The 21,000-nt window shown below is 66.9% G+C and carries 23 protein-coding genes; 6 read left to right on the top strand and 17 right to left on the bottom strand.

Features of this window, described 5'->3' with window-relative positions; translation table 11 throughout:
- Nucleotides 1-61 precede the first annotated feature (61 nt).
- From alkX to FR943_RS09210, 11 genes are all read right to left on the bottom strand, one after another.
- A complete protein-coding gene (gene alkX, locus FR943_RS09260; protein ID WP_217156150.1) occupies nt 62-685 on the bottom strand; it encodes a TetR family transcriptional regulator AlkX in 624 nt (207 codons plus the stop codon).
- 53 nt (nt 686-738) lie between these two features.
- On the bottom strand, nt 739-927 hold the full coding sequence (locus FR943_RS09255) for a rubredoxin (protein WP_217156148.1): 189 nt from the start codon (nt 925-927) through the stop codon (nt 739-741).
- Complete coding sequence (locus FR943_RS09250; protein WP_217156146.1) at nt 924-1,097, bottom strand: rubredoxin; 174 nt, start codon at nt 1,095-1,097, stop codon at nt 924-926. Before FR943_RS09250 ends, FR943_RS09255 begins: the two co-directional genes overlap by 4 nt.
- Nucleotides 1,094-2,326, bottom strand: coding sequence for an alkane 1-monooxygenase (locus tag FR943_RS09245; protein ID WP_217156144.1), 1,233 nt, complete (start codon nt 2,324-2,326; stop codon nt 1,094-1,096). Before FR943_RS09245 ends, FR943_RS09250 begins: the two co-directional genes overlap by 4 nt.
- 201 nt (nt 2,327-2,527) lie before the next feature.
- A complete protein-coding gene (locus FR943_RS09240; protein WP_217156142.1) occupies nt 2,528-3,997 on the bottom strand; it encodes an amino acid permease in 1,470 nt (489 codons plus the stop codon).
- A gap of 151 nt (nt 3,998-4,148) precedes the next feature.
- A complete protein-coding gene (locus FR943_RS09235; RefSeq protein WP_217156141.1) occupies nt 4,149-4,982 on the bottom strand; it encodes a class I SAM-dependent methyltransferase in 834 nt (277 codons plus the stop codon).
- 53 nt (nt 4,983-5,035) lie between these two features.
- Nucleotides 5,036-6,349: an AurF N-oxygenase family protein gene (locus FR943_RS09230; RefSeq protein WP_217156139.1), complete on the bottom strand. Its 1,314-nt coding sequence runs from the start codon at nt 6,347-6,349 to the stop codon at nt 5,036-5,038.
- Nucleotides 6,350-6,467: 118 nt separating this feature from the next.
- Nucleotides 6,468-7,694: a mannose-6-phosphate isomerase, class I gene (gene manA / locus FR943_RS09225; RefSeq protein WP_217156137.1), complete on the bottom strand. Its 1,227-nt coding sequence runs from the start codon at nt 7,692-7,694 to the stop codon at nt 6,468-6,470.
- Between the two features lie 4 nt (nt 7,695-7,698).
- The gene (locus FR943_RS09220; protein WP_217156136.1) at nt 7,699-8,769 is read right to left on the bottom strand and encodes a TobH protein; all 1,071 of its coding nucleotides are present in this window, start codon (nt 8,767-8,769) and stop codon (nt 7,699-7,701) included.
- Nucleotides 8,766-10,154, bottom strand: coding sequence for a phosphomannomutase/phosphoglucomutase (locus FR943_RS09215; RefSeq protein WP_217156134.1), 1,389 nt, complete (start codon nt 10,152-10,154; stop codon nt 8,766-8,768). Before FR943_RS09215 ends, FR943_RS09220 begins: the two co-directional genes overlap by 4 nt.
- Before the next feature lie 99 nt (nt 10,155-10,253).
- Nucleotides 10,254-10,673, bottom strand: coding sequence for a DUF3499 domain-containing protein (locus FR943_RS09210; protein WP_217156132.1), 420 nt, complete (start codon nt 10,671-10,673; stop codon nt 10,254-10,256).
- 89 nt (nt 10,674-10,762) lie between these two features.
- Between FR943_RS09210 and FR943_RS09205 the strand changes: the two genes are divergently transcribed.
- Entirely contained in the window at nt 10,763-11,227 is a 465-nt protein-coding gene (locus FR943_RS09205; RefSeq protein ID WP_217156131.1) for a metallopeptidase family protein, read from the top strand.
- Nucleotides 11,228-11,263: 36 nt separating this feature from the next.
- On the opposite strand, the gene FR943_RS09200 is transcribed toward FR943_RS09205, so the two are convergent.
- Nucleotides 11,264-11,653 carry a WhiB family transcriptional regulator gene (locus tag FR943_RS09200; protein WP_372448097.1) on the bottom strand — a complete coding sequence of 130 codons (390 nt, stop codon included), beginning with the start codon at nt 11,651-11,653 and terminating at the stop codon, nt 11,264-11,266.
- Between the two features lie 294 nt (nt 11,654-11,947).
- On the opposite strand from FR943_RS09200, the gene cofD reads away from it, so the two are divergent.
- From cofD to FR943_RS09185, 3 genes are read left to right on the top strand one after another with little or no spacing between them, the layout of a single operon-like run.
- Nucleotides 11,948-12,943 (top strand): 2-phospho-L-lactate transferase, encoded by a 996-nt coding sequence (gene cofD, locus FR943_RS09195; protein ID WP_217156130.1) that lies wholly within the window; start codon nt 11,948-11,950, stop codon nt 12,941-12,943.
- A complete protein-coding gene (locus FR943_RS09190; RefSeq protein WP_218045464.1) occupies nt 12,940-14,295 on the top strand; it encodes a coenzyme F420-0:L-glutamate ligase in 1,356 nt (451 codons plus the stop codon). Before cofD ends, FR943_RS09190 begins: the two co-directional genes overlap by 4 nt.
- A complete protein-coding gene (locus FR943_RS09185; protein WP_217156129.1) occupies nt 14,292-14,867 on the top strand; it encodes an NUDIX hydrolase in 576 nt (191 codons plus the stop codon). The genes FR943_RS09190 and FR943_RS09185 overlap by 4 nt, the downstream gene beginning before the upstream one ends.
- A gap of 12 nt (nt 14,868-14,879) precedes the next feature.
- Here the strand turns inward: FR943_RS09185 and FR943_RS09180 are convergent, their stop codons facing one another.
- The 4 genes from FR943_RS09180 to rfbD form a co-directional block, all read right to left on the bottom strand.
- Nucleotides 14,880-15,200, bottom strand: a complete 321-nt coding sequence (locus FR943_RS09180; protein ID WP_217156128.1) for a DUF732 domain-containing protein — start codon at nt 15,198-15,200, stop codon at nt 14,880-14,882.
- A 70-nt stretch (nt 15,201-15,270) separates the two neighbouring features.
- The gene (gene manB, locus FR943_RS09175; RefSeq protein ID WP_308170513.1) at nt 15,271-16,350 is read right to left on the bottom strand and encodes a mannose-1-phosphate guanylyltransferase ManB; all 1,080 of its coding nucleotides are present in this window, start codon (nt 16,348-16,350) and stop codon (nt 15,271-15,273) included.
- A 1-nt stretch (nt 16,351) separates the two neighbouring features.
- Nucleotides 16,352-17,242, bottom strand: a complete 891-nt coding sequence (locus tag FR943_RS09170) for a glycosyltransferase family 2 protein (protein WP_217156127.1) — start codon at nt 17,240-17,242, stop codon at nt 16,352-16,354.
- Nucleotides 17,239-18,123 carry a dTDP-4-dehydrorhamnose reductase gene (gene rfbD, locus FR943_RS09165; protein WP_217156126.1) on the bottom strand — a complete coding sequence of 295 codons (885 nt, stop codon included), beginning with the start codon at nt 18,121-18,123 and terminating at the stop codon, nt 17,239-17,241. Before rfbD ends, FR943_RS09170 begins: the two co-directional genes overlap by 4 nt.
- A gap of 66 nt (nt 18,124-18,189) precedes the next feature.
- On the opposite strand from rfbD, the gene FR943_RS09160 reads away from it, so the two are divergent.
- Complete coding sequence (locus tag FR943_RS09160) at nt 18,190-19,680, top strand: LCP family protein (protein ID WP_217156125.1); 1,491 nt, start codon at nt 18,190-18,192, stop codon at nt 19,678-19,680.
- A 25-nt stretch (nt 19,681-19,705) separates the two neighbouring features.
- A complete protein-coding gene (locus tag FR943_RS09155; RefSeq protein WP_217156124.1) occupies nt 19,706-20,422 on the top strand; it encodes a TIGR03089 family protein in 717 nt (238 codons plus the stop codon).
- Here FR943_RS09155 and FR943_RS09150 read toward each other — a convergent pair.
- A complete protein-coding gene (locus tag FR943_RS09150; RefSeq protein ID WP_217156123.1) occupies nt 20,419-20,904 on the bottom strand; it encodes a MarR family winged helix-turn-helix transcriptional regulator in 486 nt (161 codons plus the stop codon). The genes FR943_RS09155 and FR943_RS09150 overlap by 4 nt on opposite strands.
- Nucleotides 20,905-21,000 lie beyond the last annotated feature (96 nt).

Below are 21,000 nucleotides of genomic sequence, written 5' to 3'. Positions count from 1 at the left end.
TAGCCTGCGGGCTCGCGGGACAGGCGCTCATGCGTTTTCGACAGCGGCGGCGCACTGACAGCTAGGGGGTATCAATGACACCGTAGCGCTCGGCGTATGGCGTCATCAGTCGGGCCAGGTCACCGGCCACATCGTGGTCGGATTCCGGCGGCATCGACACGTAGCTCATCGCCAGCCGCACGATGGCCCGGGCCAGCACGCCGGCGTCCTCGTCGCTGGCCTTCATCCAGCTGTTCTGGAAGGTGCCGGTCAGCCGGGCCGAGCATCGGCTGATGATCGGCCCGCTGCCGGTGGTGATGATCTGCAGCAGGTCGGGCTTGGAGGCGCCGGTGAGCAGGGAGATCACCAGCGGGTCGGCGGCCGATTCGAGGAAGAAGGCCCGGAACCCCTCCAGGAAGGCCGCGTGCACATCGCCGACGTTGTTGTTGATGGCGTCGTCGACCGCGTCGACGAGTCGGTCGGCCAGCCGCATCGCGTAGCCCTCGGCCAGACCCTGCCGGGAACCGAACTCGTTGTAGATCGTCTGACGGCTGATCCCCGCGGCCTGGGCCACGTGCGAGAGCGTGATGGCCGACCAGTCGCGGGTCAACAGCAGATCGCGCATGCCGTCGAGGATCGAATCGCGCAGCAGGACCCGCGACGCCTCCGCATAGGGGATGCGTTGCCTGTCTCGCGGCCGACTCACACGCGCGACAATATCGTGTTCCGGTCCGCTTTCGAGCGCGTCGCCCGAAGCGGTCAAGGACGCGCGACCTCTACCATCTCGAAATCGGTCTTCGCCGCACCGCAATCGGGGCAGCTCCAGTCCTCGGGAATGTCGTCCCAGCGGGTACCCGGGGCGATGCCGTCCTCGGGCCACCCCTTGGCCTCGTCGTACTCGAATCCGCACTGCACGCAGACGAACAGCTTGTAGGGCTGGTCACTCATCGCTTTACTCCCATCGGTTCGAAATCGATCTTCTCCCGCACCGCGCAGTCGGGGCAGCACCAGTCATCGGGTACGTCGTCCCACCACGTTCCGGCCGGGAAGCCTTCGCGCGGAGCACCTTTCGCTTCGTCGTAGACGTAGCCGCACCCGGGACATTCGTACGCGCTCATGCGGCGTCACCGGCCCCGTAGCGTGCCAAGACTTTTTCCCTCAGCCGCGGCTGGATGTTCACCTTGGTGATGTCACCGTCGTAGTGCTCCAGCACCCGGTGGTCCATCACCTTGCGCCACAACGGCGGCAGGTAGGTGAGTCCGATCAGCGACGCGTATCCACTGGGGAGATTCGGTGCGCCGTCGATACTGCGCAGCGTCTGGTAGCGGCGTGTCGGGTTGGCGTGGTGATCACTGTGGCGCTGTAGGTGATAGAGGAACAGGTTGGTCACGATGTGATCGGAGTTCCAGCTGTGCACCGGCGCGCACCGTTCGTAGCGACCGCTCGCGGTCTTCTGTCGCAGTAGCCCGTAGTGCTCGAGGTAGTTCACCGATTCCAGCAGGCTGAACCCGTAGACGGCCTGGATGAGCATGAACGGGACGACACCCCACCCGAAGATCGCGATCAACGCACCCCAGAAGACCACCGACATCGCCCAGGCGTTGAGCACATCGTTGGACCAGTGCCACGGCGACTTGTTCTGCCGGCGCAGCCGCTGGGCCTCCAACTCCCAGGACGAGCGCAGGCTGCCGAACACGCTGCGCGGCAAGAATTCCCAGAAGGTCTCGCCGAAACGTGCCGATGCCGGGTCCTCGGGCGTGGCCACCCGCACGTGGTGCCCGCGGTTGTGCTCGATGTAGAAGTGGCCGTACCAAGTCTGTGCCAGCGTGATCTTGGACAGCCAGCGCTCCAGCGAATCGCGCTTGTGCCCCATCTCGTGCGCGGTGTTGATGCCCACACCGCCGAGCACCCCCACCGACAGGGCGATGCCGATCTTGGCCGGCCAGCCGAGCCCGCCGTCGAACCCGAGCCAGCTCAGGTCGGAGGCGGTGAACAGGTAGGCACCCATGATCACGCTCGCGTATTGGAACGGGACGTAGATGTACGTGCAGTACCGGTAGTACTTGTCGTTCTCCAGCTGTTCCATCACCTCGTCGGGCGGGTTCTGGCCGTCCGGCCCGAACCTCAGGTCCAACAGCGGTAGCAGCACGTACAGCAGGATCGGACCGATCCACAGCGGGGCCTGCGCGGCGAGATGCCAGCCGGCCTGGTTGAGCGCCCAGACCAGGGGCAGCATCACGAAGATCGCAGTCGGGGCGATCAGTCCCATGAGCCACAGATGACGCTTCTTGTCCCGCCATTGCCCGACGCCTGCGACGTCGGGTCCGCTCGTGAGTTCGGCCACCACGATGAGCCTCCTTGTGTGAGTGGTGTCACTGCAATGAGTTGACTATAAACGTCTAGATGTCGCCTGTCTAGACATTCAGCTATAGTTTGTAAACCCATCAGGGTGTGCGGGGTCACAACGCAGGCAGGGCGTTGTGTGCTGCGAGGGCAGATCGACGGTTGGAGGACGCAGCTTCGCCGCCGCGTCTGGGCGGCGTGGTGCTTAAACGGTGGCGACGTCCCGATTGGCCAGCACCGAATGCCGGCGGCCGTAGACGACATAGACGAGTACGCCGACGGCCATCCAGGCCAGGAACCGGATCCAGGTCAGCCCGGACAGGTTGAGCATGAGCCACAGGCAGGCCAGGATCGCCGCGACCGGCAACACCGGCACCCACGGCGCGCGGAAGCCACGCTGCAGATCAGGCCGCGTACGGCGCAGCACGATCACCCCCGCCGACACCAGCACGAAGGCGAACAGCGTGCCGATGTTGACCATCTCCTCGAGCCGTCCCATCGGGAACACCGAGGCCGCGATCGCCACCAGCACGCCGACGATCAGGGTGATCCGCACCGGGGTGCCGTGACCACCGGTGACGGCGAGTTGACGCGGTAGCAGCCCGTCACGCGACATCGCGAACAACACCCTCGTCTGCCCGAGCATCAGCACGATCACGACGGTGGTCAGGCCGGCCAGCGCACCGATCGAGATCACCTTCGCCGCCCAGTGCACCCCGTTGGCCTCGAACGCGGTGGCCAGGTTGGCGTGGCCGTCGGGCACGTCGCGCAGCACGGTGTAGGACACCATGCCCGAGAGCACCACCGACACCGCGACATAGAGCACGGTCACGACGCCGAGCGAAGCCAGGATTCCGCGGGGCATGTCGCGCTGCGGATCGCGGGTCTCCTCGGCCGTGGTGGCGACGACGTCAAAGCCGATGAACGCAAAGAACACGATCGACGCGCCGGCCAGAACGCCGTACCAGCCGTAGTGGCTTCCGGCCGCCCCGGTCAGCAGGGAGAACAGCGACTGGTCGGCCCCGCTGGTGCCCGCACCAGCCTCGTTCGGCGGGATGAACGGGGTGTAGTTGGCGACCTTGATGTAGAAGGCGCCGACGATCACCACCAGCAGCACCACCGACACCTTGATGATGGTGATCGCCAAACTGAAGTGCGCCGACAGCTTCGTGCCGACCGCCAGCAGGATCGTGACGAACACGATGATCAACAGCGCGCCCCAGTCGAGGGCCAAGCCGCCGAAATCGGCGATACCGCCGCCGAATCCGAACACCGTGCCCAGATAGCTCGACCACCCCTTGGCCACCACGGCTGCCGCGACGGCGAACTCCAAGATCAGGTCCCAGCCGATCACCCAGGCCACGAACTCACCGAAGGTGGCATAGGAAAAGGTGTACGCGCTGCCGGCCACGGGCACCGTCGAGGCGAACTCGGCGTAACACAACGCGGCCAGGCCGCACGCCACGGCCGCGATCACGAACGCGATCGAGATCGCCGGGCCGGTCAGGTTGCCTGCCGTGGACGCGGTGATGGTGAAGATGCCGGCGCCGATCACCACTGACACACCGAAAACCGTCAGATCCCACCACGTGAGGTCCTTGCGGAGCCGGGTCGACGGCTCATCGGTGTCAGCAATCGACTGCTCGACAGATTTGACTCGCCGAAGGGCAGACATTGTCGTTGCCTCTCATTTTGGCCCGGTTCAGGCCATGTTCCCATTGCGGCGTCGTCCGGCAGGCGCGACTCTCCCACATTGTCACGACGAGCCGGCGGTGAGTGGCAACGGCACCGGGACCAACCCGGGACGGATAACGGGACCGGCGGGATCAGTCAGGCTTGCGGAACGTGTACACCCGATACTGAGCAAAGCCGAGCTTGGACAGCCACTTCATCCAGCGCGTACCAACGACCATGGTCTTCCGGCTGTCAGGCGGCAGTTCCTCGCGAAAGAACTTGAGCAGGAAGGGGTACGTGGGCATCGTGTTCTTCCGGATGTTGCGATTCTCTTCGAGCTGGAGTCCCGCCCGCCTGCCCATGGAACGGTATGAGCGCAGCGGAAGGTTGCCCAACGTGCCGTAGGACTTGGCGATCCGGGTACGGATCACCATCCAAAATGGCGTCTTGCCGAAGAACGACATGGTCGGGACGAAATCCGACACCGCCAGGTAGCCGCCCGGCTTCAGCACCCGGGCGGCCTCGGAGAGAAACTTCTCCCGCGACGGAAAGTGGAAAATGCACTCGACCGCCAGCACCCGGTCAAAGGTGTTGTCCTCGAACGGCAGCCGGCAGGCATCCGCCTCGACCCAGCCGATCGTGTTTCCGTTGGCGCCTTCGGTCTGGGCTTCGGCGGCCGCCAACTGCCGTGCATCGATGTTGAGGCCGGTCAGGTCCATGCCGGAATGTTCGGCGTTTATCTGCTGGATGGTGCCGCCGAATCCGCAGCCGGCATCCAGCAATTTCTGACCGTCGCCGACCTTGGCGGCCTTCAACAGCTCCCGATTCATCTGCTCCATCGCGGCGACATAGTCGACCTGGGTACCTTCGGCAGTCCTCGGATTCTCCCAATAGCCCCAGTGCACCTGATTTTCCCACAGTGCACCGGCCGCACCGCCGTCCTGCCTTTCGTGGATCAACAGGTCGAAGTAGGGAAGCTCAGCCATTGGTAATCCTTACGTGTAAATTGTGTGGTCGTTTTCCGGGGCACCTGGCCGCCCTAGAGCGTCGGCATGAATTCGGCAAGAGAAATGATCATCAGCCAAACCAAGGCGAGTCCGATCAGTCCGCCGACTGGAATCATGACGATGCAGATCACCACCCAGACCAACAATCTCGGCCATTCGAAAGGCTGATTCCCCACAACGCCGCCAAGACGCTCCCGCAACGCGTGGTAACCCGCCCACAGGACCGCCGCAGTCGCCGCCACCGAGATGATCCGCAACCCGTCCGGGGTTGCGAAAAGAGCAACGCCGGCCATGATCGCCATGGCCGCCACCCGCAGCCAGACGACGGTCCGAGCGTCTACCAGGCGCGCCACCGGCGAGCTTTCCAACAATCGGTTCGGTTCGCTGCGATACCGCGGGATGCGGCCGTCGATGCCCAATACCCGCCAGATCCAACGTGACCATATTGTCCGAAGCCCGAGATGGTCGGCCACCCGCCGGGAGTCCGCCGCCGCCTCCGCCAACATCTGACGTGAGTAGCCACTTCGCCAATACGCCGATTTGAACGTCCGGCGCGGCACGCCGAACTGCCGGGCGAACGTCCTCGGCGGGGTGAGTATCTCCCCCATCAGCCAGCGCAGAAAAAGTGGGAACATGAGCGCATATGCGGCCCGCCTGAGGCGGCCAGCATCTCGCACACGCTCGACCAGATGATCATCGGCAAAGGTGATGTGACGAGCTTCTTCGGCCAAATGAATGTAGCTGATTTTGTTCAGCAACGGAGGTATCTGCTGAGCCCGACGCTGCCACAACGTCTGCTGAAAATGAATCGGTTGTTCTCCGCAAAGTACCGCGACGATATGCAGGACGCTGGCGTAGCCACCGATGAATCCCAATATCGGGCCGATCACCCGGGAAGCTCGCCGCATCCCGGGAACATCCTCACCGGTGCGGTTGACGAACTCCTGGAACATTTGGATGTGATTACATTCGTCGGTGACTTCGTGCATCAAATACTGAAAAACTGGATCAGAATTCGGCAGTTTTCCGGCATAGTGCACGACCCCACGAATCAGCATCATTTCGAACTGAATGCCGACCTTCGCAGTATTGGCGACGATCCAGCGGCCCATGTCGACACGCTTTTCCATCGGCTGCTCGGCGTACCAGTCAGTGGCGGCGAGCAGGTTCGTGTCCGGTTGCAGCTGCCAGCGAGGGTCGTTCTTGTCGAGGACGTACTCGGGAGCGTCCCAGTCGATGTCGGTGAACGGGTCGAACCGGCGCCGGACCGTCGCATGAGAGAGGGCCTCCACCTTCTCCCGGTAGAGGTCCTCTGGTGTGCCGTCCGTGTCGCTGACCGTCGTCATTGTCCGATCCGTGGTGTGATGTAGCTCGCTGAGGATACCAACACGAGAGCCACATCACAGCACCCTTGGGCGGCGATGTCAGGCAGGCATTCTGTCCCGCCCGAACAGCCAGGATCCGTCAGATCCCGACGGTCACCCGGAACAGTTTCGTCGGCTCGGCGGCGGTCAGCCGGATCGGACCGTCGGCGGCGGCCACCCAGGCCGCGGCACCGCGCTCCAGGGTCAGCTTGTCATCGTCGGCATAGACCACCGCGGCGCCCTGGGTGCACAGCAGCAACTGCGGACCGTCGTGATGGGAATGCACGTCGATCTCGTCACCGATCCGGTCGTCGTCGACCGACAGCACCGAGACGGCGAACTCCTGCGCCGGTGTCCGATAAATGGTTTCCGCAGCATCGGTGACGGTTTCCGGACGCAGCCGGTCTTCGGGCGTGGGAGTGAAGTCGAGGACCCGCAGCAGTTCGGGCACGTCCACGTGTTTCGGGGTCAGCCCGCCGCGCAGCACGTTGTCCGAGTTGGCCATCACCTCGACACCCACGCCGTGCAGGTAGGCGTGCAGGTTTCCGGCCGGCAGGTAGATCCCCTCCCCCGGCGCCAGGCTGATGCGGTTGAGCAGCAGCGAGGCCAGCACACCGGCATCACCCGGGTAACGCTCGCCGAGCTCCAGCACGGTCTTGACTTCGGCCACGAATTTCTTTGCCCCGGAACGGATGTAGTGCACCGCCCCGTCGAGAACAGCCGGTACCAGAATATCGAGGTCGGGCTGCGGCGCGGTGATCCAGGTGGTGAACAACGCCCGCAGCCCGTCGGCGTCGGACTGGTCCGAGAGCAGGTTGATGAACGGATCCAGGTCCGAAACCGCCAGCGCCCGCATCAACTCCACCGTGCGTTCGACCGGGCGGAACCCGGCCAGCGCATCGAAATGCCCTAGCGCAACCAATAATTCAGGCTTGTGACTGCGGTCGCGGTAGTTGCGGATCGGCGAGGTCACCGGAATCTCGAGCCGATCCTCGCGGTCGAACCCCTCGCGGGCCTGCGCAGCACTCGGGTGAGCCTGCAGCGACAACGGCTCGTCGGCAGCCAGCACCTTGACGAGGAAGGGCAGGGTGTCGCCGAATCGACCGATCGTCACACTGCCCAACTGCCCCTCGGGGTCCTCATGGACAGCCTGCAGCAATGACTCTTCGCCGTGCTCGGTCTGCAGCCAGGCAGGATCGCCCGGGTGGGCACCGAACCACAGCTCGGCCTCCGGATGGATTGTCGGACTGGGTCTTCCGGTGAAATCGGCGATGGCTGTACGCGAACCCCAAGCATAGGTCCGCACCGCTCCGCGTAGCAGATGCACTTGCTTATCCTCGAACCAGTTTCAAATACACGGCCGTCATCTCCACCCGGACCGCCAGAATCGCCAATTGCTGTTCGGGACGCCCCGGCTGCAGCGCCGTCCCGGCCGATTCTGGCACGTCCTCGGCGCCGACCACCGCGATGTCGTCGAAACCGCTGACCCGCGCCCCGACCGATTGCCGTTCGGTGTCGGTGACCAACACGAACGTTCGGGTGCGGCGCGGCAGCGGGCCGTCAATCTCCTCGTCGTGGAACAGCGATCGAGCCGCGGGGACACCGATCGCCCCGCTGCCCGTCGCAGCCAACACGTCGCCCACGCCGGCGGCGGCCATCACCTCGCCGGCCAGCCGCAGCATCACGGCCGAGCCGTGCCGGGCCAGCGCCAGGGTGGCCGGATTGTCGCCGGCCAGCACGACGGCACTGCCCGACATCCGCTCGGCCCAGGTCTTGGCCGGATTCGTGAACAGTTCCCGTCCGGCACTGTTGCGCAACGCTTCAGCGTCCAGCTCGTCGGCCAGCGCGGCCAGGTCCACCCGCATTCCGGGGTCCACCACATGCAGTGCCGCCAGGCCGGCGGCCAGGTATCGGGTCAGACCGAAGTCGTCGGGCACCCACAACCGCGGTGCCAACACCACCGCCCGACCGGCCGCGACGTCACGCAGCGGCCCTTCCTGGGGTGCCACGATCAGCACCCGCGCCCCGCGGCGCACCCCGGTGGCGGCCGCGTTCACCAGAGCCGGATCGCCCGGATCGTCGCCGGCCACGATCACGACGTCCAACGCACCCAGCCACGGCGGGGTCTCGGCGGCCACCACGATCGGTGCCGCCAGCGAGGCGCCGAGCGCGCCGGCCAAGATGGCACCGGCATGTTCGGCAGTGCCGCGACCGGCGACCCAAATCACCGTGCGCGGTGGATGATCGGCGCGCAACGGGTCCAGCATGCCCTCGGCCAGCGCCGCGGCCGTGGATCGAACCTGGGCGCCGGCCATCGCCGCGGCGCGGAGCAGACCGTTGCGATCAGCGGCGAGGAGTCCGTCACCGTCGTCCAGATCGACAGTGGCGTCCACGGCGTTCACGGCACCCGCTCGCTCACCGAACGAATCTGCGCCGACACCCGCTCGACGAGCGCGGCGACATCCTCGGTGGTGCGAGCCTCGACATTCAGTCGAAGCAGCGGTTCGGTATTGGAGGTCCGCAGGTTGAACCAACTGCCACCGCCGAGGTCCACGGTGACGCCGTCGAGGTGATCGATGGACTGGATGGAGCTGGCGAACGATCTGAGCACACTGTCCACACACGCCGGCGCATCGCTGACGGTGAAGTTGATCTCGCCGGAGGACTCGTAGCGTTGATAGTCCGCCATGAACTCCGAGAGCGGACGGTCCTGCTCGCCCAGCGCCGCCAGCACGTGCAGGGCCGCGAGCATGCCCGAATCGGCGCCCCAGAAGTCGCGGAAGTAGTAATGCGCCGAGTGCTCTCCGCCGAAGATCGCACCGGTTTCGGCCATCAGCCCCTTGATGTAGGAGTGTCCGACCCGCGACCGCACCGGAGTGCCGCCGCGCTCGACCACCAACTCCGGCACAGCCCGCGAAGTGATCAGGTTGTGGATCACGGTGGCGCCGATCTCGCGGGTGAGCTCCCGCGCAGCCACCAGCGCCGTCACCGCAGAGGGCGACACCGGCCGGCCGAGCTCGTCGACCACGAAACAACGGTCGGCGTCCCCGTCGAACGCCAGCCCGATATCGGCACCGGTGGCAAGCACGTGGGCCTGCAGGTCCACCAGGTTGGCCGGGTCCAATGGGTTGGCCTCGTGATTGGGGAAGGTGCCGTCGAGCTCGAAGAACAGCGGCAGGACGGTGGCCCCCGGAATGGGTCCGAGCACTGCCGGCGTGGTGTGGCCGGCCATGCCGTTGCCCGCGTCGACGGCGATCCGCAGCGGACGCAGCTCGCTGAGGTCGACCAGGGACCGCAGGAAGGTGCCGTAGTCGTCGAGCACATCGCGGTCGGACACCACACCCGACCGGCCATCGTGGGACGGCACGCCCGCGATCACCTCATCGGCGATGACGGACAGCCCGGTGTCCTTGCCCACCGGCTTGGCCCCGGCCCGGCACAGCTTGATCCCGTTGTAGGCCGCCGGGTTGTGGCTCGCGGTGAACATCGCACCCGGGCAGTCCAACTGGCCCGAGGCGAAGTACAGCTGATCGGTGGAGGCCAGCCCGATCCGGACCACATCCAGGCCCTGGGCCGTCACCCCGTCGGCGAACGCGGCCGCCAACGACGGCGAGCTGGCCCGCATGTCGTAGCCGATCACCACCTGCGTGGCGCCCTCGGTGCGCACCAAGCGGGCGAACGCCCCGCCGACCTCGGCCACGAATGCCTCGTCGAGTTGAGAGCCGACCAATCCGCGGACGTCATAGGCCTTGATGACACCGTGAACAGCCGCCGCTGGCCGAGACATATAGCTCCTTGTGAAACGGGATCGTTGGCGCCAGCCTAACCGTCGCGCGGCACCCACACGTTCACTACCAACGGCCGACCTGTTGTCTGGTCACCAGGTCTAGTCACTGGGATCTGGCAACACCCGCAGGTGACCGCGACGGCGCCCGTTGGTCTCCGACGGACGCGCCGGCGGCGCGATCACCGCGCTGGCGCCCACGCCGGCGCCGGGATCGGAAAAGCCGGCCACCACACCACCGCGCGGCGCCCCGCCGGGTTGGCCTTCGCGGACCGCGTCGGCCAGCGCCACCAGGTCATCTTCGTCGGGATGGGTGGGCAGCGGCTCGGCGTGGCGCACCAGCTCCCAGCCACGCGGTGCAGTGATGCGGCCGGCGTGGCCGACGCACAGATCCCAGGAATGAGGCTCGGACACCGTGGCCAGAGGTCCAACTACCGCCGTGGAGTCGGAGTAGACAAAAGTCAGCGTCGCCACGGCATAGTGCGGGCACCCGGGCCGGCAGCAGCGACGGGGAACATTCACGCAACAGAGATTACTGTGGACGCTCGCTGCGTGGTGCCGGACACGCGCAGCCGTCGGGTGCCCGATCCCGAACCGTTACGATCATCGCCGTGGCCCAGCGAAACCCATGGCGATCGCGGCGCGGCCGTGACCCTCGCGGGCCGCTGCTCCCCCGGTCGGTCCCGGGTTGGCGAACTCGGGCCGAACGGTTCGACATGGCGGTGTTGGAAGCCTATGAGCCGATCGAGCGCCGGTGGGCGTCACGGCTGCGCGAACTCGACGTCGCGGTGGATGAGATTCCACGGATGTCCCCGAAAGATCCGGACAGTGTGCAATGGCCACCCGAGGTCATCGCCGACGGGCCGATTGCGTTGGCGCGCCTGATACCCGCTGGGGTTGACGTCAGAGGAAATGCGACCCGGGCTCGAATTGTCTTGTTCCGCAAGCCCATCGAGCGCCGGGTCAAAGGATCCGATGAGCTGGCAGATCTGCTGCATGAAATCCTGGTGGCGCAGGTGGCCACCTATCTCGGTGTGGAACCGTCAGTCATCGACCCAACGATCGACGACGACTGACGCCGCGCGCCCGCTACCGGCGCTCCGCCGAGAACGTCAGATGATGCCGCGTTTGAGGCGGCGACGCTCCCGTTCGGACAGTCCTCCCCAGATGCCGAAACGCTCGTCGTGCGCAAGCGCGTACTCCAGGCAGGCATCCTTGACTTCGCATCCCTGGCAGATGCGCTTGGCCTCGCGGGTAGACCCGCCCTTCTCCGGGAAGAAGGCCTCCGGGTCGGTCTGTGCGCACAGCGCACGTTCCTGCCATTGGTCGTCTTCTGATTCCGGATCAACATCAAGGTGTTCGGGAACCAAACTCAGTTGGGGACGTCCGGTATCCCCCAGCGGTGTCGGTGCCGTGTTGATGTGCGGTGCGTTGTCTACCGAGCCGAGTAGCCGGCTGTCAAACCGGACCACACGATCGAAATCGCCGCTCTCATAAGACATTATCCCCCGCCTCCTCACTCGGTCTCGTAGATCCTAAGTGGAGCCCCACTATTGTGATGTGCGGTCACCCCATTCGAACAGATGATCGAATCTCGGTCCGCGACACCGGAATCGGTCACCAACCGCGAAATGACACATCTGTGATTACACACGTGTTAGCTGCCACGGTCAAGCGCCAAGACGGGATTTCATACCATCTCGTAATGTCAAATCGGCGCGTCGCGACATCGGCGTGTCCTGCTCGTGACGACGTCGTTTCCATCCGCACGCCCTGACCGCTTAGGGTCGGACGTTGTGAAGATCACCGTTCTCGTCGGCGGCGTCGGAGGCGCCCGGTTTTTGCTGGGAGTACAGCACCTGTTGGGCCTCGGTGGCTTCGGCGGGACCGACAGCAAGCATGAACTCACCGCGATCGTGAACGTGGGCGACGACGCCTGGATGCACGGCGTCCGGATCTGCCCCGACCTCGACACCTGCATGTACACCCTCGGCGGCGGCATCGACCCCGAACGCGGGTGGGGCCACCGCGATGAAACCTGGCACGCGAAAGAGGAACTCGCCGCCTATGGCGTGCAGCCCGACTGGTTCGGCCTGGGCGACCGGGACCTGGCCACCCACCTGGTCCGCACCCAGATGCTGCGGGCCGGCTACCCGCTGTCCCAGGTCACCGAGGCGCTGTGCAAGCGCTGGTCACCGGGAGCGCGGTTGCTGCCGGTCAGCGACGACCGCAGTGAGACGCACGTGGTGATCACCGACCCCGGTCCAGGAGATCAGGCCGGGACCCGCCACGCCATCCATTTCCAGGAATGGTGGGTGCGCTACCGCGCGCAGGTACCCACCCACAGCTTTGCGTTCGTCGGTGCAGAGCAAGCAACCGCGGCGCCCGGGGTCACCGAGGCCATCGCCGAGGCGGACGTGGTGTTGCTGGCACCGTCGAATCCCGTCGTGAGCATCGGGCCGATCCTGCAGATCCCGGGAATCCGGGCCGCGCTGCGCTCGACCCCGGCCCCGGTGATCGGCTACTCCCCCATCGTCCACGGAAAACCGTTGCGCGGCATGGCAGATGAGTGTCTGCGGGTCATCGGTGTGGAATCCACGTCGCAGGGCGTCGGCGAGTTCTTCGGGGCCCGTTCCGGAACCGGCCTGCTCGACGGCTGGCTGATACACGAGGGCGATCATGCCGAGATCGAAGGCGTGCAGGTGCGCGCCGTACCGCTGCTGATGACCGACCCGTCCACCACTGCCGAAATGGTGCGCGCCGGTCTGGATCTGGCAGGCATCACACTATGACCTCCGTGGTGAATGCGGAGCACGGTTCGGCAGATCGGGTCGAAATTCTGCCGGTGGGCGGCCTTCCCGAATTCCGGCCCGGGGATGACCTGGCGGCAGCCCTCGCCGACGCGGCGCCGTGGCTGGCCGACGGGGATGTCCTGGTGGTCACCAGCAAGATCGTCTCCAAGTGCGAGGGCCGCATCGTGTCCGCGCCGTCGGACCCGGAGGAGCGGGACACGCTGCGGCGCAAGTTGATCGACGGCGAAGCGGTGCGGGTGTTGGCGCGCAAGGGCCGTACCTTGATCACCGAGAATGCCATCGGGCTGGTCCAGGCCGCCGCCGGCGTCGACGGCTCCAACGTCGAGGCGACCGAGCTGGCTCTGCTGCCGACCGATCCCGACGGCAGTGCGGCAGCCCTGCGCGAACAGCTGCGTGAGCGACTCGGCGTCACCGTCGCGGTCGTGATCACCGACACCATGGGCCGCGCCTGGCGCAACGGGCAGGCCGATTTCGCCATCGGCGCGGCCGGACTCACCGTGCTGCACGGCTACGCCGGCGCTCGCGACCGGCACGGCAACGAGCTGTTCGTCACCGAGGTCGCGGTGGCCGACGAGATCGCCGCAGCAGCCGATCTGGTGAAGGGAAAGCTCACCGCCGTCCCCGTGGCCGTGGTGCGCGGCCTGAACCTGTCCGACGACGGCTCCAATGCGGGCACGCTGGTGCGCTCCGGCGAGGAAGACCTGTTCTGGCTGGGTACTGCCGAGGCAATCCAGTTGGGCCGCAATCAGGCTCAGCTGCTGCGCCGCTCGGTGCGCACCTTCGGCGACGAGCCGGTCGAGCCCGCACTCATCGAAGCCGCCGTCGCAGAGGCGCTCACCGCTCCCGCCCCGCACCACACCCGGCCGGTGCGTTTCGTCTGGGTCCAGGACCACGCCGTCCGCCACCGGCTGCTGGACCGGATGAAGGACAAGTGGCGTACCGATCTCACCGGGGACGGCCGTGATCCGGAGTCCGTCGAGCGACGCCTGCGCCGCGGTCAGATTCTATATGACGCACCCGAACTGGTGATTCCGTTCCTGGTCCCAGACGGTGCGCACAGCTATCCCGATGCGGCCCGCACCCAGGCCGAGCACACCATGTTCACCGTGGCTGTCGGAGCCGCCGTCCAGGCACTGCTGGTGGCGCTGGCGGTACGCGAGGTGGGCAGTTGCTGGATCGGCTCCACGATCTTCGCCGGCGACCTGGTGCGCGCCGAGCTGGACCTGCCCGGTGACTGGGAACCGTTGGGCGCCATCGCGATCGGCTACGCCGCCGATCCGCAGCCGCCGCGTGAGCCGGTGCCGGTCGACGGCCTGCTGGTACGGAAATGACCGCCGAGAGCCTGCACGCGTCAGCCGTCGACCTTCTCACCGCGTGGCAGACCTCAGATCCCGGTCAGGACACCCTGCGCCACGCTGTGCTGTCGTTTCTGGCCGCCCGCCCCGATGCCTGCCTGCGCTCATGCGTGCCGGGCCACATCACCGCCTCGGCATTGGTGCTCGACCACACCGGAACCCAGACCTTGCTCACTCTGCATCCGCGCTTCGGCCGTTGGCTGCAACTCGGCGGACATTGCGAGGAGACCGATGTCGATGTGCGGGCCGCCGCCTTGCGTGAGGCCACCGAGGAATCAGGCATTACCGGGTTGCGTATCGACCCGCAGTTGGCGGCGCTGCACGTGCATCCGGTGACGTGCTCGCTCGGGGTGCCGACCCGCCACCTCGACCTCCAGTTCGTGGTGCGCGCACCGGCCAACGCCGAGATCGCCTGCAGCGACGAGTCTTTGGACCTGCGGTGGTGGCCGGTGGCGGCGCTGCCCGAGGGCACCGACTTCGGTCTCCAACAGCTCGCCGAGACCACGCTTTCTGCCGCAAAATCCACCGAATCCCGCCAGAAAGCGTAGTTTCGGCGCGGTTTAACCCGGGGCCTGCGTGCAGTACGCGCGCCGGGCGGCCTGCAGCGCCACCCTGGCCTGATCGGGTGTCGCGGCGTACTGGCCGGCCATCTGGTCGATCACCGCTTGTGCCGGTGTCCCGGTGTAGAGCAGCCGGCACATCTGCCGGCCGACGGACAGCAGCTGGTCATCATCGCCGGGGAAGACCCCGCGGGTGGCGTTGAGATAGCTGTTGTCTTCTGCCGTCAACGGCACCGGCCAGGCTGCCGCCTGCGGGGCGGTGGCCCCAAAAAGCGTCCCCAGCACCAGCGCCGCCGTGACCGGCACCATCCGTAATCTCATGGCCAACCCCTCCCGTTCGCCTCTACAGCGTAAGCGAACCCACTTTTTCGCACGCCGAGACGGCGAGAACTCAGACGTCAGTCGAGTACCGGATACCACCGTCGGGGATGGCCACCCCGGGCCACACCCGGGCGCCGCGCAACAGCTCGCAGCGGGCGCCGATGTCGGCACCGTCGCCGATCACGCCGTCGCGGATCAACGCTCGCGGACCGATGCGGGCGCCGAAACCGATGATCGAACGTTCGATCACCGCACCGGCTTCCACCCGTACCCCGTCGAAGATCACCGCACCGTCCAGCCGGGCACCGGCACCGATCTCGGCGCCGCGACCCACCACGGTCCCGCCGATCAACAGGGCACCGGGCGCGACGGCCGCACCCTCGTGTACCAGGGACTCACCACGCTGACCGTCCAGTGCCGGCGACGGCGCGATACCGCGCACGAGATCGGCTGAGCCGCGGACGAAGTCGTCGGGCGTACCCATGTCCCGCCAGTACGACGCGTCGACGTACCCGCACATCCGCAAGCCGCGGGAGAGCACCTCCGGGAAGATCTCGCGCTCGACCGACAACGCCCGCCCGCGCGGAATCTGGTCGATGACATCGCGATTGAACACGTAGCAACCGGCGTTGATCTGGTCGGTCGGCGGGTCCTGGGTCTTTTCCAGGAACGCGGTGACGAATCCGTCGGCGTCGGTGGGCACACAGCCGAACGCCCGCGGATCGCTGACCCGCACCAGATGCAACGTGACGTCGGCCTGATGGGTGTCGTGCGATTCGAGCAGGGCGCCCAGGTCCGCGGCCGAGAGCACATCCCCGTTGAACACCATCGCGGTGTCGTAGCGCAGCCGGTCTGCCACGTTGGCGATGGCGCCGCCGGTGCCCAGCGCCTCGGTCTCGGTCACGTATTCGATCTCGAGCCCGAGGTCGGATCCGTCACCGAAGGCCTCCTCGAACACTTCGGCCTTGTACGAGGTGCCCATCACGACATGCTTGATGCCGGCCACCGCGATCCGGGCCAGCAGATGGGTCAGAAACGGGACCCCGGCCGTCGGCAGCATCGGCTTGGGCGCCGAGAGCGTCAAGGGCCTCAGCCTGGTACCGCGTCCCCCGACGAGAACGACGGCATCGACCTCCGCGGGATTTATCACGTCAGCGCCCTTTCGCCTGTTTACGTCGAGAACTTCCGACCACCAGGCCCGCACGTGCCGCCAGCGCGCCCCGAATTGTCCACCGCAACGGCGCCTGCCAGGGCGCCGGGTACCGATCGGCGAGGAAAGTGTAGGTGCTGCGGTGATGGGCGGCCAAGTTGCGGGCCGGGTCACGGCCGGTGGAGTGGCCCTTGTGGTGCAGCACCTCGGCCGAGGGCACGTAGACGTTCTGCCAGCCGGCGCGGACGATCCGGTCGCCGAGGTCGACGTCCTCCATGTACATGAAGTAGCGCTCGTCGAACCCGCCGACCGCGTCGAAGGCGGCCCGGCGCACCAGCAGACACGAACCCGACAGCCAACCGACCTCGCGTTCACTGGGATCCTGGCGGTCCTGGCGGTAGGCCGCCGTCCACGGGTTCGACTTCCACAACGGGCCGACCACCGCGTGCATGCCGCCACGGACCAAGCTGGGCTGATGGCGCGCCGACGGGTAGACCGAACCGTCGGGGTCGCGGACCAACGGCCCGAGCGCCCCGGCCCGGGGCCAACGGTCAGCCGCCTGCAGCAGCAGGTCGATCGAACCGGGCCCCCACTGCACGTCCGGGTTGGCGACGACAAAAAATTCCGAGCACTCCGCATCCGTTATCTGCGTCGCGCCGCGGTTGACCGCGCTGCCATAACCCAGGTTGCTGCCGGTGCGCAGCAGCTGCACGTTCGGGTAGCGCTTTTCGGCCTGCTCGGGGGCGCCGTCGGTGGACCCGTTGTCGGCGATGACAACCTTCACCGGGCGGTCGGTGGCCAACGACAGCGAGGCCAGGAAACGGTCAAGATGTGGCCCCGGCGAATACGTCACCGTCACCACCACGAGCGGGCGGGCCGCATCCTCAGTCACGGCGTAGAGGGTAGCGGGCCGGGGGCGGACTCATTTCCCACCGCTGCCACCAGCGCTTCCCGCCAATCCCGCAGCATCCTCAGGCCGGCCTCGGCGGTGCGGTGCACCGACAGCACGGTGTAGGACGGCCGGGGCGCGGGCCGCGGATGGCGGTCGCTGCCCACCGGGCGAACCCGCTCCGGGTCGGCGCCAAGGGCCGCGAAGGTTTCCCGCGCCAGCTCGAAACGGCTGGCCGAACCGGTGTTGACGGCATGCAGCACGCCGGGCCGCACGCCGCCGTCGACGATCTGCAGCAGGGCCGACACCAGATCACCGGTGTAGGTCGGTGACCCGATCTGGTCGGCCACCACGTCGACCGGTCCGTCACCAGCCGCCCGCCTGCGCATGGTGGCGACGAAATCGGCCCCGTCGCCGCCGCGGTAGACCCAGGAGGTCCGGACCACGTGCGCATCGGGCTTGGCGGCCAGCACCGCGCGTTCCCCGGCCAGCTTGGTGTGGCCGTAGACGTTGACCGGCCCGGGCTGCTCGTCGATCTCGTAGGGCGTGCGACGCTGCCGGTCGGCGCCGAAGACGTAATCGGTGGAGATGTGCACCAGACCGGCGCCGGCCTGCGCGCACACGGCAGCCAAGTGACCGGGCCCCAGCGCGTTGACGGCGTGGGCCCGTGACTGGTCCGTCTCTGCCGCGTCCACCTGCGTGTATGCCGCACAGTTGAGCACCACATCGCCGGACTCCACGAAATGCCGTAGCGCGTCGGCGTCGGTGATGTCACATTCCGCTGAGGTCAGCGGCAGCACCTCGCGGCCCTCACGGCGGCTCTGATCAGCTAATTCGCGGCCGACCATGCCACCGGCCCCGGTAATCACAATCCGTTGCGCCATGCGCCGAGTCTGGCACGCCGGTCGGCGTTACCCGGCTCACGTCCGAGCCGCCAGTAGCCTGGGCGGGTGCCTATTCCCCTGCTCCGCTCCGTCGCTGTCGCCGCAGCGTCGGCCGTGGTGCTCGGAACAGGGGTGGCCTGGACCCAGATCCGCTCGTTCGAGTCCGGCATCAACCACATCAGCTCGTCGGCGCTCGGCGAGGGCGGTGAGGACGGCGCCATCGACATCCTGCTGGTCGGCATGGACAGCCGCACCGACGCCCACGGCAATCCGCTGTCGGCCGAGGAACTGGAGACGCTGCGCGCCGGTGACGAAGTCTCGACCAATACCGACACCATCATCCTGATCCGGATACCCAACAACGGGCGGTCGGCCACCGCCATCTCCATCCCCCGCGACTCCTACGTCGAGGCGCCGGGGTGGGGAAAGATGAAGATCAACGGTGTGTTCGGCGATGTCAAGCTGGACCGGATGAAGCAACTCGTCGAGGTCGAGGGGGAGGATCCGGCCACTGCCGAGCCGCAGGCCACCGAGGCCGGCCGCGAGGAACTGATCCAGACGGTCGCCGGGTTGACCGGTGTCACGGTGGATCACTACGCCGAAATCGGTCTGCTCGGTTTCGCCCTGATCACCGATGCGCTGGGCGGCGTCGACGTCTGCCTCAAAGAGGCTGTCTACGAACCGCTCTCCGGTGCCGATTTCGCCGCCGGCTGGCAGAAGCTGGACGGCCCGCAGGCGCTGAGCTTCGTGCGGCAGCGCCATGACCTGCCGCGCGGGGACCTGGACCGGGTGACCCGCCAGCAGTCGGTGATGGCGTCGCTGGCCCACGAGGTGATCTCCAGCCGGACGTTGTCCAGCCCCGCCACGCTCGGGCGGTTGCAGAGTGCCGTGCAGCGTTCGGTGGTGATCTCCGACGGCTGGGACATCATGGACTTCGTCAAACAGCTGCAGGAACTGGCCGCCGGCAGCGTGGCCTTCGCCACCATCCCGATCCTGCGTGAGGACGGCTGGAGCGACGACGGCATGCAGAGCGTGGTCCGGGTCGATCCCAGCGACGTCCAAGAATGGGTGGCGGGCCTGCTGCAGGACCAGGACGAGGGCAAAACCGAAGAACTCAGCTATTCACCGGGCAACACCACCGTCGAGGTCCTCAACGCCACCGACATCAACGGCCTGGCCGCCGCGGTGTCACAGGTGCTGAGCAACAAGGGGTTCGCCCCCGGCGCCACCGGCAATCACGAGGGCGTTCCGCCGACTGCCAGCCAGGTGTTGGCCGCCAAGTCCGATGACCTCGGCGCCCAGGCGGTGTCGAAGGATCTCGGTGGGCTGCCGGTCAACGAGGACTCGTCGCTGCCGCCGGGCGCGGTGCGGGTGGTGCTGGCCGCCGACTACACCGGTCCCGGCTCCGGACTGGACGGCAGCGATCCGTCCGTGGGCATCGTGGATCCGGCTGCGGCCGGCGACAGCTACGGCGACACCGGTGAAGAGTCCAGCCCGCCGCCGCCTCCGTCGCCGATCCTCACCGCGGGTTCGGATGATCCCAAGTGCGTGAACTGATCGCCCTCGAGTACAACCAAGGGCTATGAGCACACTGAGCGCTGCCGTGCTGGACCCGTTGTTGTCGACGGATCCGGCCGGGCCACGGATCACCTACTACGACGACGCCACCGGCGAGCGCATCGAGTTGTCCACGGTCACCATGGCGAACTGGGCCGCCAAGACCGCCAACCTGTTGCGTGACGAGATGGGCGCCGGCCCCGGCACCCGGGTGGCGGTGCTGTTGCCCGCGCATTGGCAGACCGCTGCGGTGCTGTTCGGGATCTGGTGGATTGGCGCTGAGGTGTTGTTGGGCAGCGGTTCCGACGTTGCCGCCGACGTGGCGCTGTGCACCCGGGACCGGCTCGACGAGGCCGACGACGCCGTATCCGGCGGCGAGGTGGCGGTGCTGTCGCTGGATCCGTTCGGCAAGCCCGCCGCGGATCTGCCCATCGGGGTCACCGACTACGCCACCGCGGTGCGGGTGCACGGGGATCAGATCGTGCCCGAGCGCATCCCCGGTCCGGCGTTGGCCGGCCAGGCGGTGGCCGAGGTCCTGGAGGCCGCCCAGAATGCCGCGGCCGCACAGGGTTTCACGGGTCGTGACCGGGTGCTGTCCACCGCGGCCTGGGACAGCCCCGACGAGCTGATCGAGAACCTGCTGGCGGTGTTCGCCGCGGGAGCGTCGCTGGTGCAGGTGGCCAATGCCGACCCGGCCGCGATGGACCGGCGCCGCACGACGGAGAAGGTCACCCGCGGCTAAACGACGGTCAGGGTGTCGGGCTCGAACGGTTCCCCGGCCGCTTCGGCGAAGGCGTCCAGCGCGCTGGTCACCCTGTCGCGGTCGTCGACCGACAGACCGCGCAGCACTTTCCGCACCGCGGTGCGCCGGTGCCGGTTGACGCGGTTGACGATCGAGCGGCCCTCGGCGGTCAGCGTCAGCGTGACCGACCGGCGGTCGTTCGGATCGTTCTGACGGTGCAGGAACCCGGCCTTGAGCAGCCGGTCACAGATCCGGCTCGCGTTGGGCGCGCCGGTATCCAAGCCTGCGGCCACCGCGCCGAGGTTCAGCGGCCCGCGAGTGGTGATCATCATCAGCACCCGCAGCTGTGGCAACGTCACCAGATCGTCCACCTCGGCGACCGACGCCGCGGCGATACCGACCAGCGCGCGCGACGCGCGCATCACCGCGTCGATCTGGGCACCTGAAACATTTTCGGCTTCACGGCCGGTCACCGACGTCATAACTGGATGATGCCGGTAATCGTTGCCCGGGAGCAACTATTTCCGACCGGTTTATTTTTGTTGCTTCAGGGCAACCATTTACCCGACACGACGATC

It is taken from the genome of [Mycobacterium] fortunisiensis (assembly GCF_019050325.1).
Classification (GTDB): domain Bacteria; phylum Actinomycetota; class Actinomycetes; order Mycobacteriales; family Mycobacteriaceae; genus Mycobacterium; species Mycobacterium fortunisiensis.
The sequence above is the reverse complement of the archived record's forward strand: the minus strand, read 5'-3'. Positions and strand labels throughout refer to the sequence as shown.